This is a genomic window from Pseudomonas sp. TMW22091, assembly GCF_022496705.1.
Classification (GTDB): Bacteria; Pseudomonadota; Gammaproteobacteria; order Pseudomonadales; family Pseudomonadaceae; genus Aquipseudomonas; species Aquipseudomonas saxonica.
On the sequence record NZ_SCFI01000005.1, the window covers coordinates 289,019 to 303,321 of the forward strand.

General features: G+C 56.1%; 14 protein-coding genes. 11 read left to right on the forward strand and 3 right to left on the reverse strand.

Annotation, left to right across the window (positions count from 1 at the left end; genetic code table 11):
* The first annotated feature begins 19 nt into the window (after window positions 1-19).
* From mscK to EQV93_RS12255, 3 genes are all read left to right on the forward strand, one after another.
* Window positions 20-3,352: a mechanosensitive channel MscK gene (gene mscK / locus EQV93_RS12245; protein WP_146384829.1), complete on the forward strand. Its 3,333-nt coding sequence runs from the start codon at window positions 20-22 to the stop codon at window positions 3,350-3,352.
* A 166-nt stretch (window positions 3,353-3,518) separates the two neighbouring features.
* Window positions 3,519-4,982 (forward strand): protein adenylyltransferase SelO, encoded by a 1,464-nt coding sequence (gene selO, locus EQV93_RS12250; protein WP_122785147.1) that lies wholly within the window; start codon window positions 3,519-3,521, stop codon window positions 4,980-4,982.
* Window positions 4,983-5,220: 238 nt separating this feature from the next.
* The gene (locus tag EQV93_RS12255) at window positions 5,221-5,967 is read left to right on the forward strand and encodes a hypothetical protein (protein WP_240891642.1); all 747 of its coding nucleotides are present in this window, start codon (window positions 5,221-5,223) and stop codon (window positions 5,965-5,967) included.
* Between the two features lie 222 nt (window positions 5,968-6,189).
* Here EQV93_RS12255 and EQV93_RS12260 read toward each other — a convergent pair whose 3' ends face one another.
* A complete protein-coding gene (locus EQV93_RS12260; RefSeq protein ID WP_240891643.1) occupies window positions 6,190-6,627 on the reverse strand; it encodes a hypothetical protein in 438 nt (145 codons plus the stop codon).
* Window positions 6,628-7,635: 1,008 nt separating this feature from the next.
* Here EQV93_RS12260 and EQV93_RS12265 point away from each other — a divergent pair.
* Window positions 7,636-7,902: a DUF3077 domain-containing protein gene (locus EQV93_RS12265; RefSeq protein WP_122785150.1), complete on the forward strand. Its 267-nt coding sequence runs from the start codon at window positions 7,636-7,638 to the stop codon at window positions 7,900-7,902.
* On the opposite strand, the gene EQV93_RS12270 is transcribed toward EQV93_RS12265, so the two are convergent.
* Window positions 7,895-8,296 carry a helix-turn-helix domain-containing protein gene (locus tag EQV93_RS12270; protein WP_240891644.1) on the reverse strand — a complete coding sequence of 134 codons (402 nt, stop codon included), beginning with the start codon at window positions 8,294-8,296 and terminating at the stop codon, window positions 7,895-7,897. The genes EQV93_RS12265 and EQV93_RS12270 overlap by 8 nt on opposite strands.
* Window positions 8,297-8,527: 231 nt before the next feature.
* Between EQV93_RS12270 and trxC the strand changes: the two genes are divergently transcribed.
* Complete coding sequence (gene trxC / locus EQV93_RS12275; RefSeq protein ID WP_122785152.1) at window positions 8,528-8,968, forward strand: thioredoxin TrxC; 441 nt, start codon at window positions 8,528-8,530, stop codon at window positions 8,966-8,968.
* Here the strand turns inward: trxC and EQV93_RS12280 are convergent.
* Window positions 8,965-9,738 (reverse strand): ParA family protein, encoded by a 774-nt coding sequence (locus EQV93_RS12280; RefSeq protein WP_122785153.1) that lies wholly within the window; start codon window positions 9,736-9,738, stop codon window positions 8,965-8,967. The genes trxC and EQV93_RS12280 overlap by 4 nt on opposite strands.
* Window positions 9,739-10,067: 329 nt before the next feature.
* On the opposite strand from EQV93_RS12280, the gene EQV93_RS12285 reads away from it, so the two are divergent.
* From EQV93_RS12285 to EQV93_RS12310, 6 genes are read left to right on the forward strand one after another with little or no spacing between them, the layout of a single operon-like run.
* Window positions 10,068-10,790, forward strand: coding sequence for a beta-ketoacyl synthase chain length factor (locus tag EQV93_RS12285; protein WP_122785154.1), 723 nt, complete (start codon window positions 10,068-10,070; stop codon window positions 10,788-10,790).
* Window positions 10,723-11,589, forward strand: coding sequence for a lysophospholipid acyltransferase family protein (locus EQV93_RS12290; protein WP_272492617.1), 867 nt, complete (start codon window positions 10,723-10,725; stop codon window positions 11,587-11,589). Before EQV93_RS12285 ends, EQV93_RS12290 begins: the two co-directional genes overlap by 68 nt.
* The gene (locus EQV93_RS12295) at window positions 11,549-11,809 is read left to right on the forward strand and encodes a phosphopantetheine-binding protein (RefSeq protein WP_122785155.1); all 261 of its coding nucleotides are present in this window, start codon (window positions 11,549-11,551) and stop codon (window positions 11,807-11,809) included. The genes EQV93_RS12290 and EQV93_RS12295 overlap by 41 nt, the downstream gene beginning before the upstream one ends.
* 9 nt (window positions 11,810-11,818) lie before the next feature.
* Window positions 11,819-12,073 carry an acyl carrier protein gene (locus EQV93_RS12300; RefSeq protein ID WP_122785156.1) on the forward strand — a complete coding sequence of 85 codons (255 nt, stop codon included), beginning with the start codon at window positions 11,819-11,821 and terminating at the stop codon, window positions 12,071-12,073.
* Window positions 12,070-12,615 carry a hypothetical protein gene (locus EQV93_RS12305; RefSeq protein ID WP_122785157.1) on the forward strand — a complete coding sequence of 182 codons (546 nt, stop codon included), beginning with the start codon at window positions 12,070-12,072 and terminating at the stop codon, window positions 12,613-12,615. Before EQV93_RS12300 ends, EQV93_RS12305 begins: the two co-directional genes overlap by 4 nt.
* Window positions 12,612-14,282 (forward strand): AMP-binding protein, encoded by a 1,671-nt coding sequence (locus EQV93_RS12310; RefSeq protein ID WP_240891645.1) that lies wholly within the window; start codon window positions 12,612-12,614, stop codon window positions 14,280-14,282. Before EQV93_RS12305 ends, EQV93_RS12310 begins: the two co-directional genes overlap by 4 nt.
* The last annotated feature ends 21 nt before the right edge of the window (window positions 14,283-14,303 follow it).

A 14,303-nucleotide genomic window follows, 5' to 3' on the forward strand; every position in this document is an offset into this window, starting at 1 on the left:
GCTTGTCTGACCGGTATCTATGTCACTACTGCGCACGTTATTCGTCACCGCACTGCTCGGCCTGAGTCTTTCTGTTGGCACACTCCAGGCCGCCGAGCCCCCGTCGCCCGAGTCGGTACAGCAAAGCCTCGACAAAATTGCCGATCGAAAACTGCCAGAAGCCGACCAGAAAGCCTTGCAAGGAGTGTTGCAACAGACACTCACCTTTCTGAGCGACAAAGCTGGCTACGAACAGCGCCTGACCGATATCAAGCAGCTACTGGCCACGGCACCTGACCAGACGGCAGAGAATCAGCGCGAACTGGCCCGCCTTAAAGCCAGCCCGGCCGTGCCAGTCGCCCAACGTTATAAAGACCTGTCCGTTGCGCAACTGGAGCAAATGCTCGCTGATCGCACGACGCAACAAGGTGAGCTGCAAAAAGCCCTGGCCACGGCCAACAGCCAAAGCATTGCCGCCCAAACTCGCCCAGAGCGGGCGCAGGCTGAAATCAGCACCAGTCAGACACGCATTCAGCAGATCAACAACATCCTCAAAACTGGCCGCGACAATGGCAAGTTGATAAACGCCGATCAACGCAATCAGCTCAATGCCGAAATCGCCGCACTTAACGCCCTCATCGCCTTGCGCCGTCAGGAGCTGGCAGGCAACAGCCAACTGCAAGACTTGAGCGGCAGCCAACACGACCTGCTGCTGGAAAAAACCACCCGTCAGGACCAAGAAATTCAGGACCTGCAAACCCTGATCAACCAGAAGCGCCTGGCTCAATCGCAACAAACGGTGACCGAGCAATCCATCGAGGCACAAAAATCAGGCAGCAGCAGCCTGCTGGCCACTGAAAGCGCGATCAACCTAAAGCTTTCTGACTATCTGTTGCGCAGTACCGACCGCCTCAACGAAGTCACGCAGCAAAATCTCGAAACCAAGCAGCAACTGGATAACGTGACCCAGAGTGATCAGGCGCTGGATGAGCAAATCAGTGTGCTGAAGGGCAGTTTGCTGCTGTCCAAGATTCTCTATAAACAGAAGCAAGCCCTGCCGCGCTTGCAGAAAATGGACAAAAACCTGGCAGACGAGATTGCAGACATTCGCCTGTATCAGTTCGAAATCAACCAGCAGCGCGAGTTGATCAGCAACCCGACTACCTACGTCGACAACCTGCTCAAAACCCAACCCGCCGATCAGGTCACCCCGCAACTGCGTAAAACCCTGATCGATCTGGTCAATACCCGCAGCGACCTGCTAGACCGTCTGAACCGCGAGTTAAGCTCACTACTCAACGAATCGATCACCCTGCAGCTCAACCAGAAACAACTGCTCAGCACCGCGCAAAACCTGCGGGCCACCCTCGATGAACAAATGTTCTGGATCCCCAGCAATAAACCGCTGGATCTGGAGTGGCTGGAAGGGGCGCCCCGTCAGCTGGAGCTGCAAGTCATCACCCTGCCCTGGACCTCCAGTTTCAGTGAGCTGGCCGATGGTTTGCGCCAACGCCCGCTGTTGTTTTTACCGCTGGTGCTGCTGATTGTTGCCCTGCTGTGGAAGCGCAAATACCTGTACGGCAAATTGAACGAAATCCATCAGGACATTGGCCACTTCAAGCGTGACAGCCAATGGCATACACCGCTGGCGATTTTGATCAACATCCTGCTGGCCATGCCGGTGGCACTGGCGCTGGCGCTGTGCGGCTACGCCTTGCAAATTGACGCCCGCGGCATGAACGCCAACACCGGCGCGGCCTTGATTCAAATGGCTGAAGCCTGGCTGGTGTTCTATACGGTCTACCGAATTCTGGCGCCGGGTGGCGTGGCCGAACTGCATTTCCGCTGGGAAAAACCGCTGGTCGAGTTTCTACAAAACTGGATCCGCAAACTGGGCTTCGTCGTCCTCGCCCTGGTGGCCGTCGTTGCGTTTGCCGAACAACAGCCTGCGGCACTGGCCGATGACGTGCTGGGCATCCTCGTCGTCCTGAGCTGTTACGCAGCCATGAGCTGGCTGCTGTTTCGCCTGCTGATCAACGACCAGACCGACAAAAAAGCCTTTCGCGTGCGTAAAACGCTGGGCTTTTTGTTCGCCCTGCTACCGCTCGCCTTGTTTGTGGCCGTGTGTTTTGGCTATTACTACACCGCGCTCAAACTCAGCGACCGGTTGATCAACACCCTCTACCTCCTGATGTTCTGGCTGGTGGTCGAGGCAGCTTTCGTACGCGGCCTGGCGGTTGCAGCACGGCGTCTGGCCTATCAGCGTGCACTGGCCAAACGCCAGGCGGCCAAAGAAGCCGGCGAAGGCAACGACGTCGTCATTGAAGAACCGACGCTGGACATCGAACAGGTCAACCAGCAATCGCTGCGCCTGATTCGTCTGGCCTTGCTCGCAGGCTTTATCGGCGTGTTGTATTGGGTATGGTCTGACTTGATCTCGGTGTTCTCCTACCTGGATAACATCACCCTCTACGAATACACCAGCGGCACCGGCGCCAACATGAGCATGGTGCCCATCAGCATCGGCGACGTGATCGGTGCGCTGGTCATCATCGGTATCAGCATTGCGCTGGCGCGTAACCTGCCTGGCCTGCTGGAAGTACTGGTGCTGTCACGGCTCGACCTGGGCCAGGGCAGTGCCTACGCCACCACGACCCTGCTGACCTACGTGATCATCGGCGTAGGCTTTGTGTCCACCCTCTCGACACTGGGCGTGAGCTGGGACAAGTTGCAATGGCTGGTGGCCGCGCTGTCGGTAGGGCTGGGCTTCGGCATGCAAGAGATCTTCGCCAACTTTATCTCCGGCATCATGATCCTGTTTGAGCGCCCGGTGCGTATTGGCGACACCATCACCATCGGCAACCTGTCGGGCACGGTGAGCAAGATCCGCATCCGCGCGACCACCATTACCGACTTCGACCGCAAAGACATTATTGTTCCGAATAAAACGTTCATTACCGGGCAACTGATCAACTGGTCGCTGACCGACACCATTACCCGCGTCACCCTGAAACTGGGTGTCGATTATGGTTCCGATCTGGACTTGGTCAAAGATCTGCTGCTCAAGGCCGCGCAAGAAAACCCCCGCGTCCTCAAAGACCCTGAGCCGCACGTGTACTTCCTCAGTTTCGGCCAAAGCACACTGGACCACGAACTGCGCATGCACGTACGTGATCTGGGCGACCGCAACCCGGTCATCGATGAGGTCAACCGCTTTATCAACCGCGAATTCAAAAACCACAACATCAACATCTCGTTCCAGCAGATGGAGGTGTACCTTAAAAACCTTCATGGCCAGGAATACAAACTGGTGCCAATAGACCCGCAAGCGCCGGCCCAAAAGCTGACGCTGGATAAGCCCAACCCGACGTAGCAGTTGCCGAAGGCGACGTCCGATTGCGCAGCGATCGTAAACCCGGAGTGTCAAATTCAACTGATTCACGGGGGTGTCTGAATTTACGACGGCTGCGCCGCCGGACGCAGCCTCGTACCTCGGCAGCTGCTACGGAACCTGTTGCCCCCAATGCTGGAGCCACACCTTGAAAACGCTGAACGAACTGACCTTCGATAATCGCTTCGCCCGCTTGGGCGACGCGTTCTCGACCCATGTGCTGCCCGAACCTATCGAAGCACCGCGCGTCGTTGTGGCCAGCACCGCCGCCATGGGCCTGATCGATCTCGACCCCGCCGTGGCTCAAGACCCCGTCTTCGCTCAGCTGTTTGGCGGCCACACCCTGTGGGCCGACGCCGAACCCCGCGCCATGGTCTATTCGGGCCATCAGTTCGGCTCTTACAACCCGCGCCTGGGTGATGGCCGAGGCTTGTTGCTGGGCGAGGTCTACAACGACGCCGGCGAGCATTGGGACTTGCACCTCAAGGGTGCCGGCATGACCCCTTACTCACGCATGGGCGATGGCCGCGCGGTATTGCGCTCTTCTATTCGCGAATTCCTGGCGTCCGAAGCCTTGCACGCGCTGGGCATCCCCAGCAGCCGCGCCTTATGCGTGATCGGCTCAGACACCCCCGTGTGGCGTGAAAAACAAGAACGCGCCGCCATGGTGTTGCGTATGGCCCCGAGCCATATTCGCTTCGGGCATTTCGAATATTTCTACTACACCAAACAGCCTGAACAGCAAAAGCAGTTGGGCGAACACGTATTGGCCCTGCACTTTCCCGAATGCCTGGAACAGCCGGAACCCTATCTGGCGATGTTTCGCGAAGTGGTCGAGCGCAACGCTGAACTGATCGCCAAATGGCAGGCCTATGGCTTTTGCCACGGCGTCATGAACACCGACAATATGTCGATTCTGGGCATCACCTTCGACTTCGGCCCGTTCGCCTTTCTGGATGATTTCGATGCCAACTTCGTCTGCAACCACTCCGATCACGAAGGTCGCTATTCTTTCAGCAATCAAGTCCCGATTGGTCAATGGAACCTCAGCGCACTGGCCCAGGCACTCACTCCGTTCATCAGCGTAGAGGCCCTGCGAGAAACCCTTGGCCTGTTCCTGCCGCTGTATCAGGCTCATTACCTTGACCTGATGCGCCGCCGGCTGGGCCTGACCACCGCCGAAGACGGTGATCAACAGTTGATCGAAACCCTGTTGCAACGCATGCAAGGCAGCAGCATCGACTACACCTTGTTCTTCCGCCGTCTGGGTGATGAGCCCGCAGCCACCGCCGTGGCGCGATTGCGTGACGAATTCGTTGACCTCAAGGGGTTTGACGAGTGGGCAGCGCAGTACCTTGCTCGCGTGGAGCGCGAAGGGGTCAGCGACCAAAACCTGCGACGCGAGCGCATGCACGCCGTCAACCCGCTGTACATCCTGCGCAACTATCTGGCGCAAAAAGCCATTGATGCCGCTGAGGCAGGGGACTACAGCGAAGTGCAACGCTTGCATGATGTGCTGACCCGACCCTTTACCGAACAACCGGGAATGGAAAATTATGCCGAACGCCCGCCTGAATGGGGCAAGCATCTGGAGATTAGTTGTTCTTCATAACCTCACTGCAGCTTATTACCTGTGAGCGCTGTGGATGATTCTACTGCGCTCACTTAGATGTTTTGAAGCCCACCCATTCCCATAGGCTATTAGTAATAACTAAGTTATCGCCATAAAACATACCCCTGCGGTAGAACCCTGTTAGAAATGACAGTAGACGCACATTGCTGTAACGCTTACTTTCATTAGGAAGCATTTAGCAATATTTGCACCTCACTCTCATACAGGAAATAAAGCAATGGCAAACTTAGTACTCAATGGCGACTTCTCTTCCAACGGCGACCACTGGACTTATCAATCAACCAACTTTTACAACGGTACGGCAAACGTTTCCAACATTGGCCACATCAAACAAACAATCACATTGGATGCCCCACTTAAAAAAGGCGACACCGTTCAAATAAAATTCAAAGTTAGCGCCATGTACGGAAGTGCCGTAACGGTGTCTGTGAGTAACGGGTCATACCCAGCTATCACACAAGAAGGCGAGTATGACATTGCAATTACACTCACCAGCGACATGTCAACCAATGAACTGACATTAAAATTCCAGGCATCGAGCGCGTTTACGTTAGACAACGTATGGCTAGAGCTTGAAAATAAAGCGTGCACACCAAAAGATGTTATTCAACACGGTGACTTCTCAAACCCTGCCGAAGCAGGTAAATACTGGACGGGCAACAACATTTCATTGTCTAACGGTAAAGCTAATGTAGCCAACATCGGTCACATTCAACAGAAAGTCACTTTGGATCGACCGCTGGTGAAGGGCGACATTGTTAAACTCATCTTCACCATCTCGGACCTCTATGGCGCCGTGACGGTCAGCTTGCATAGTTTATCGTACCCATCGTTCACAACGGCTGGCACAAAAGAAATTGCATGGGTTATCCCCACAGATCACACAACCAATGAGATCACCTTGAAGTTCCAAGCGTCTAACGCCTTCGGGCTTGATAACGTCGAAATGATTGTCTGCCTGTAAGCATTTAAATAACATTGATTGAGCCCCCTGTTCAGGCATCTCATCAATCGCCAACTCAATACCTGTATTGAGTTGGCCTTGCTGTTTTAAGGCCGAAACCCTGGAGGCTTATACCTACCCGCACGCGCCCCAGAATAGAATGATGATCGCCATTGGGCGTGAGTAGAAAAGGTGCGGCTCGCTTATACGCCCCCCTTTAGAGTCAGCGGCACAGGACAGAAACTATTGATTGGTGCTTATACGGATATCCCGCTCCACCTCAGTGACCTGTTCAAGGCAAATAGCATCATGAATAACACGAGAAGAATTTTTAATTGCGAAGCCTATCACCAGACCCACTGGCATCATTATCAATGAAAACTGTGGCTCCAGGAAAATGGCTACCAGACCCGCCCCCAAGAACCACACAACACTAAAGGGGAGCATAAATTTGCCAACACGAACTTGATCTTTATGCACCTCAGCCAGACTTGCTTGATCATCGGCCGATGCATTGAGTGTCACCTTGCAATGTTGACACCCAACGGATTTGCCCTCGGCCAATAAATGCACATCCATAAGGCTTATTTCCACCTCAGCTTCACACACGCTACATATAAAAGCTGCGTAGGTGCACTTCGACGCCAACAGTTCTTCGCTCTTTTCATTCACATCACTCATCGGTCACTCCTTGAGATATAACTAAACTGGGCTGTCTTACTCAACGGTTTTGTATGGGCTCGACCTGACACCATTCAATTCAAAAATTTGCGCACCCTGATAAAATCTCGAACGTTTATTGCGCCATACGCCACTGACGCCTGTAACGCTTTTTAACTTCAGGCACAAACCGTTTAAGCACAATCTGCAAGGGCGGTCTTTCGGCCTCCATTCGCGTGACAAAGAACATGACCAGCCAAAAGCACAACCACATCCATTTCCCCGATGGATCACCCGTCAACATATAACCAGATGCAGTGGTTAGCCAAGGCCCGCCAACCCCCCATAAACACTGATCGCGCACAGTTAATCGACTGATCAAGGCAGACAACAGTTCACGGTCACTGTCATCAATGAAAAGAGGGCAACTGCAAAATATACATTTGAGCACGTCACGATTTTCTAAGCGCTCAAGGTGCTCATAATTAATGCTGAGTTCACGCCCACAGCAATCACACCTAAAGTGCCCCTCCTTAAAGAGAGGCGAGACTTTGCGCCCCGCAGGAACTCTCAGATATTCGTACATACGCGAACACACCCGCAGGGCCAGTGACTACTTCGAAAATAAGTGGCGAAAAGAGTAGTGCCAATAAAGTCATGGCAATGTCAGACAAACAACAAGCAACGCGTAAGTTTTTTCGTTAAATAAAGAGGGTTTTTCAAAAAGCTACGACCCGCGCTCTTCCTGCCCGATTGACCCTCACGCAGTCAGCCCCTATCCTCGCCAGCGTCACGACACATTCGTGACCGGATTTGACGGTCTGACCCCTAAAAGAAGAATCAGCGATTTCGTCGCTGTGTTCACGCCTGCCTGTGCTCGATTTGATCGTGTTATGGCAGCTGTGTGTGGGGCACTCTCGGGTGCGCCGGGTTTCTTCTTTTTAACCGGTCCGTCAACCCGCACACAGTTGCCACCCATTCGGTTGACGGCGATCGGTGGCTACTCCAATTCTAAAAAGGAGAGACACCATGTGCATTAGTAGCCCTACCCCCTTCGGCCAAAGCTTTACGGGCGAACCCTTATTCAGCGTAAACCCCGGTATCCCGATCAAGCTTGCGCTTGAGCTAAGCGCACAACTACTCGGCAGCGCAGCGGTATTGAGCGCAGAAAGCCAGCTCGCCTCCCCTCAAACCAGTCACAGCTTGACCTTCGCCAGCCTGCAGCTGGTTGAAATGAGTAAAGGGTTGATCGATGCCATGCTGGACAGCGTGGTGCAGGCTCAAAGCGTTAAATAAACATATCCACAGGTACGTTGAAGTAATCGGCCAGCCAGCGAATTTGCCGTACGTTGAGCTGGCGTTTTCCGCTGAGAATTTCGGACACTACAGACTGAGTGCCAACACCCGGCAGATCACTTTGGGTCAAGCCATGCTCTTGCATCACTGAACGCAGTACATCGACACCACTGGCCTTGGGCATCGGATGATGCTCCAGGTCATAGGCCTCAACCCAGTCGCCAATAATGTCCACCAGCCCCATTAATGGATGGCTTTCGTCATCGCCTATCAGGTCGGTCAGTTCATCAAGGACGACGACCAGCGCGTCGTAATCCGCCTCGGTTTTGGGTTTGCGCAGCAGCGGCGCTACAAATGGCCAGTGCTGTATAGCGTTTTCAGTTTGTGCATTCATGGGGTCATTCCTTCCATTTGCCCCTTGTAGATTAGACTCTAGGGTTAGATATCGCAATTCGCGATATTTACCTCTGACCTAAGTGTTTTAAATTCTGGCTTAACAGCCTAGCGACGGCGTTTGGCATAAGCGCCAGCCATGTATGAACAGATGCATCACGCATCAGTGGCAGGTTGCGTAATGATCTGCTGAACTGCACGCCATATAGAAACCGCTTTGATGGAGTGCGCCATGACCGACCCGCTGCTGATCCCCTGCCCCCACTGCAACGGCCTGAACCGAATTCCTGCCGAGCGCGTGGGCGACCACCCCAAGTGCGGGCGCTGCAAAAACGAGGTGTTGCTGGCCAAGCCGTTTGATATGCGGCAAACCGACTACGCCAGTCAAATCAAGGGCGACCTGCCGTTGTTGCTGGACGTGTGGGCCGAGTGGTGCGGGCCGTGCAAGGCGTTTGCGCCGGTGTTTGAGCAAGCTGCCAGCCAGTTACTGGGCAAATGCCGGCTGGCCAAGCTGGACAGTGAAGCCAATCAGCAATTGGCAACCCAACTGGGGATTCGCTCAATCCCCAGTTTGATTCTGTTCAAAAACGGCAAGGAGATCGCTCGCCAAAGTGGCGCATTCCCGTTGCAGCAACTCAAGGCATGGCTGCAGAGCCACGGGGTGCGGGCTTAAGCGTTCTGATCCAGGTAGTCGTGTAACTCAACAAATTGTTGCGTCAGCTTGTGCCGCGGGTCGAAATACACCAGCGGCTGGCTGGCTTGGTGGGACTCGCGCATTTTCACCGAGCTGCTGAGGTACACAGGCAAGACCGGCAACCCTTCGTTGATCAGTTCGTCCAGCATTTGCTGCGGCAGGCTGGCCCGCGACTGGAACTGGTTAACCACTATGCCCTCAACCACCAGGTTTTCATTGTGGTCTTCTTTCAACTCTTCGATTTCAGCCAGCAGGCCATACAGCGCTTGGCGCGAGAAACTGTCGCAATCAAAGGGAATCAATACACGATCGCAGGCAATCAACGCCGATACCGCATAAAAGTTCAGCGCGGGCGGTGTATCGACGTAAATCCGGTCGTAATCTTCAGCCAGTTCATCCAGCAACTTACGCAGCTTGTTGATCTTGTGCTTGGCCTCAAGTTTGGGCTGCAGGTCCGCCAACTCGGCGGTGGCCGTGATGATGTGTAAGTTTTCGTAGGGGGTTTCGTAAATATCGACTCGATTCTTCTTGGAACCCACACTCGCCGACAGGCTGTGTTTAAAGAAATCGGCAATCCCCATCGGGATCTCGTCGCCGGTCAGGCCGGTGAGGTATTGGGTGGAGTTGGCCTGGGCGTCCAGGTCTACCAAGAGGGTTCGATACCCCTCACTGGCGCTGACCGCAGCCAGATTGCAAGCGATGCTGGACTTCCCCACACCGCCTTTTTGATTGAACACCACGCGCCGCATTTCAAGACCTCCGTGTATCAATGAGTGCCCGAGTGTAGATGCCATTTGTGAAGCTTCGCTACCTTGCCCCGAAATGAACTACAGCTCTAGAGAACATATCGTCATTTTGGAAGTCATAAAGGCTACCCTGTAGCCCAATACTGGCAAAATGACAGCTATTGCGTTCAGTCTCGTTTAAAAATCAGTATTAAACGGTAACGAGATGTTTGCTACGAGCCAACCGCACCGGGATAATGCCGGCACTTTTCAGGGTGCCGCCCTGGGTCCAGTGCCTGGATCGCGGCCTACCGCCACATCAAGGAAGCCCGCAAGGGCGGGATAACACTCCAGTGATTACCTTTAATATTGCCGCATGGCGCGCCTGGGCTCCGGGCCTCGAAAGCGTGGCCGCTTGGCAGGCCTGGAGCCAGCAACCCCGCCTACTCCCCGCCAGTGACAACGCCCCGGACGTGTCGTTTTTACCGGCGATGCAGCGCCGCCGCCTCAGCCGGTTGGCGCGCATGGCGTTTAGCGTCGGCTGGCCGCTGGCAGAAGGCCGTGAAGCGTTGCCGCTGGTGTTTATTTCCCGTCACGGCGAAACACCGCGCACGTTCGACATCCTCAGCGATCTGGCCGCCGATCAGCCTTTGTCCCCCACCCAATTCAGCCTTTCGGTGCATAACGCGGTAATCGGCCTATGGTCGATCATGCGCGGCGAAACCAGTGAAATGACAGCCCTCGCTGCGGCGGGGGATGGCTTGGAACACGGTCTGATCGAAGCCTGCGCCCTGCTCAACGAGGGCGCGCCCGCTGTGCTGCTGGTGATCACCGAAGAACAGCCTCCTCACGCGTATGCCCGCTGGGTCGATGATGTGCCCTTCCCTTACGCCGTGGGCCTGTTATTGACGCCCGGCACACAGTGGCAGCTGTCACTGAGTACAGGCTTGGGCGATGCGGCCAAAACCCCATGGCCTCACGCGTTGCAGTTGGTGCGTCATCTGCTCGATGAGCAAACGTGCTTTCAACACGCCTGGAAACACCGCGTCTGGAACTGGCAACGCAGTGGTGAGTAATCGCCGCGACGCTTACTACTGGCGCCTGATCGCCACCGGGCTGAGCTTTGTGCTGTTCGGCTTCGGTGGACTGTGCCTGCGGCTCATCGTTTTTCCGGTGCTGGGGTGCTTGCCGGGGGGCGCCGTTCGCCGGCGCGAGCGGGCCAGAGCCACGGTCAGTCGCTTGTTCTGGCTATTTATTCGCAGCATGGCGCGCATGGGCGTGCTCACCTATGAGGTACAAGGTGCTGAACGCCTGGGGCGCCCCGGTCAAATGATCATCGCCAACCACCCGTCACTGATCGATGTGGTGTTTTTGATTGGTCTGGTGCGCAACGCCAATTGCGTGGTCAAACAAAGCCTTTGGCAAAACCCGTTCACTCGCAGCCCCGTGCGTGCCACGCAATACATCAGCAATGACGGCAGCGTCGATATGCTCGACACCGCAGCTGGCGCCCTGCGCGAAGGCCAGACGCTGATCATTTTCCCTGAAGGCACCCGCACGCAACCGGGGCTAACGCCTGCCTTTCATCGCGGCGCGGCCTCCATTGCTCTGCGCGGTGCGAAGATTCTCACCCCGGTTGTGATCAAGGTCAGCCCTACCACGCTGACCAAAGCCGAACCCTGGTACCGCATTCCCGATCGTCGCGTGCACTTCAGTTTTCAGGTCGGCGCCGATATAGATCCAAACACCTTTACCGCGCTTGGCCCGCCGCCCAAAGCTTCGCGCCTGCTCAATGACTTCGTGCATGACTACTTTATTAAGGAACTCGCCACAGATGAGCGATCTGAACACGCAAATCAAACAACTGATCATTGACGCCCTGGGCCTTGAAGACATCAGCGTCAATGACATTGACGACCAGCAAACCCTGTTTGGTGAAGGCTTGGGGCTGGACTCGGTCGACGCGCTTGAGTTGGGCCTGGCCATCCAGAAAACCTACGGCATCAAAATAGACGCCGACGCTAAAGACACCCGCAATCACTTTTCCAACGTGGCCAGCCTTGCGGCTTTCGTCACGGCCAAACAGGCAGCCTGAGACCGAACCATGCAAACCCGTGACGACATTTTCAACACCCTGCGTACCGCACTGGTCGAGCTCTTCGAGCTGGAACCCGAGCGCGTCACCCTCGACGCCAACCTGTATCAAGATCTGGAAATCGACAGCATCGACGCTGTAGACCTGATCGACCATATCAAACGTAAAACCGGCAAGAAAATCGCCGCTGAAGAATTCAAATCGGTGCGTACCGTCAATGATGTGGTGGAGGCGGTCTACCGTCTGGTTCATCCCGTCGAATGAGCCGACTGATCAGCCTTGGCCTGTTATTGGCCGGCGTGCTGTACCCCTTTGCGGTGTATTTCGGCATGGCCCATTTTGCGCCGTGGCAGTTCGCGCTGCTGCTCGGCGGCCTGTGGCTGGCCCGCGCCCTGACGGGCGAGCGACGTCCCGGTGGCCTGTGGATGGCGGTGGTCGCGCTGGTGTTTTGCGGGCTATTGGCAGTGTTCAACAGCCCCGCTTTGCTGCGTTGGTACCCGGTGCTGATCAGCGGCTTCATGCTGTGTCTGTTCGGCCTTAGCCTGCGTTTAGGCCCGCCGATCATTGAGCGCCTGGCACGCTTGCGCGAGCCGGTGCTGCCCGACATTGCGATTGTTTATACACGGCAGGTGACCAAAGTCTGGTGCCTGTTTTTCCTGCTCAACGGGCTGGTCGCGGCCAGCTTGACCCTATGGGCACCGCTGAGTTGGTGGACGCTGTACAACGGCCTGATCGCCTACGGGTTGATGGGGCTGTTGTTTGCCATTGAATGGCTGATACGGCAACAGGTAAGAGGCCGGGCATGAATTGGATAAAACTTGAGCACCTGGTGCTGAAAGGGCACGCAGACCGCCCAGTGACATTTGATCCGGTACTGGATCACCGTCAGCTGTGCGAACAGGCTCTGTGTCTGGCGGGCGGCCTGCATCGGCGCAAAATACAACAGGTGGCCATCCACCTGGATGACGCCGCTGAGCTGGCGATTGCCTTGCTGGGCGCCTGGCGAGCCGGTGTCAGCGTGCTATTGCCCGCCGACCTGCAAGCACAAACCCGCCAACGCTGGGACGCGCAGGTTGACCTGTGGATAACGTCAACGGTTGAACTGGAGGCGCTGTACGAAGCGCCACTGTGTGGCGCAGAGCTGGATCTGGACAGCTGCCACCTGAGCCTGTGTACGTCCGGTTCCAGCGGCGAGCCCAAGCGCATCGACAAAACCCTGCGTCAGATGGCCAATGAAGTTCAAGCATTGGAACAGCTGTGGGGGGCTGAACTGGGTTCTGCCTGCATCATCGCCAGCGTGGCGGCGCAGCACATATACGGGCTGTTGTTCCGCGTGCTGTGGCCGCTGTGTGCGGGCCGCAGTTTTGTGCGCAACCAATTGGCCTTCCCAGAAGACATGCAGCGTGTCAGCCGTGAACACCATTCATTTGCGTGGGTCGCAAGCCCTGCCATGCTCAAGCGAATGGCTGACAACCTCGACTGGTCAGCCTTGAGTGCCGTGCAACGTGTGTTCTCCTCCGGCGGCGCGTTGCCTCCCGAGGCGGCACAGGCTTTACACACCCGTTTGGGGCAATGGCCGACTGAAATTTTCGGCAGCTCCGAAACCGGTGGCATTGCCTGGCGCCAGGGGCACAACCTGTGGCAGCCCTTTGCCGATGTGCAGCTGAGCCAAAGCGAAGACGGCGCCCTGCGTATCGCCTCTGCCTATTTGCCTGTCGGTCATGTTGAGCTCACAGCAGATGCTGCCCGTATTGAGGCTGACGGGCGCTTCGAGTTACTCGGGCGCCTTGACCGTATCGTCAAACTGGAAGAAAAACGCATCTCCCTGCCGATGCTGGAACTCGCGCTGGCCAACCACCCATGGGTGGCCGAGGCCCGACTGGGCGTTGTTCATGAAAACCGTGCCTCGCTGGGCGCGCTGCTTGTGCTCAGCGACAGCGGTCTGTTTGCCCTGCGCGAGCACGGCCGCCGGGCGCTGACTCAAGCCTTGCGCCAGCATTTGAGCGAACACTGCGAAGCCTTGGCCCTGCCACGTCGCTGGCGCTTGCTGCGCTGTTTGCCGCTTAACAGCCAGGGCAAGCTGCCTCAGGCGCAGGTCGATGCCTTACTGCTCGCACCACGGCCCAAACAGCCCGAAGTGATGAGCCAGCGTGAAGACCAGGGCCAATGGACGCTCAACCTGTCGATCCCGCCGGATCTGGCCTATTTCAGTGGCCACTTCCCCAAAACCCCGGTATTGCCGGGCGTGGTGCAAGTGGAATGGGCAATGGCTCTGGGCCAACAGTTGCTCGACCTGCCGCCGCGTTTTGCCGGGATGGAAGTGCTCAAGTTTCAGCAATTGGTACGTCCCGGCGACGCCATTGAACTGACCCTGCGCTTTGACCGCGACCGCAGCAAGTTGCACTTCGCTTATCGCAACGCCACGGCGGCGTGCGCCAGCGGCCGTATCGTGCTGGAGGCTCACTGTGGATGACATTCACCACCTACCCGTAGC

Excerpts from the sequence above, each read along its gene's own strand:
- mscK (WP_146384829.1), top strand. The coding sequence starts at position 20 with ATGTCACTACTGCGCACGTTATTCGTCACCGCACTGCTCGGCCTGAGT.
- EQV93_RS12255 (WP_240891642.1), top strand. The coding sequence starts at position 5,221 with ATGGCAAACTTAGTACTCAATGGCGACTTCTCTTCCAACGGCGACCAC.
- EQV93_RS12260 (WP_240891643.1), bottom strand. The coding sequence starts at position 6,627 with ATGAGTGATGTGAATGAAAAGAGCGAAGAACTGTTGGCGTCGAAGTGC.
- EQV93_RS12265 (WP_122785150.1), top strand. The coding sequence starts at position 7,636 with ATGTGCATTAGTAGCCCTACCCCCTTCGGCCAAAGCTTTACGGGCGAA.
- EQV93_RS12270 (WP_240891644.1), bottom strand. The coding sequence starts at position 8,296 with ATGAATGCACAAACTGAAAACGCTATACAGCACTGGCCATTTGTAGCG.
- trxC (WP_122785152.1), top strand. The coding sequence starts at position 8,528 with ATGACCGACCCGCTGCTGATCCCCTGCCCCCACTGCAACGGCCTGAAC.
- EQV93_RS12280 (WP_122785153.1), bottom strand. The coding sequence starts at position 9,738 with ATGCGGCGCGTGGTGTTCAATCAAAAAGGCGGTGTGGGGAAGTCCAGC.
- EQV93_RS12290 (WP_272492617.1), top strand. The coding sequence starts at position 10,723 with ATGAGCAAACGTGCTTTCAACACGCCTGGAAACACCGCGTCTGGAACT.
- EQV93_RS12295 (WP_122785155.1), top strand. The coding sequence starts at position 11,549 with ATGAGCGATCTGAACACGCAAATCAAACAACTGATCATTGACGCCCTG.
- EQV93_RS12300 (WP_122785156.1), top strand. The coding sequence starts at position 11,819 with ATGCAAACCCGTGACGACATTTTCAACACCCTGCGTACCGCACTGGTC.
- EQV93_RS12305 (WP_122785157.1), top strand. The coding sequence starts at position 12,070 with ATGAGCCGACTGATCAGCCTTGGCCTGTTATTGGCCGGCGTGCTGTAC.
- EQV93_RS12310 (WP_240891645.1), top strand. The coding sequence starts at position 12,612 with ATGAATTGGATAAAACTTGAGCACCTGGTGCTGAAAGGGCACGCAGAC.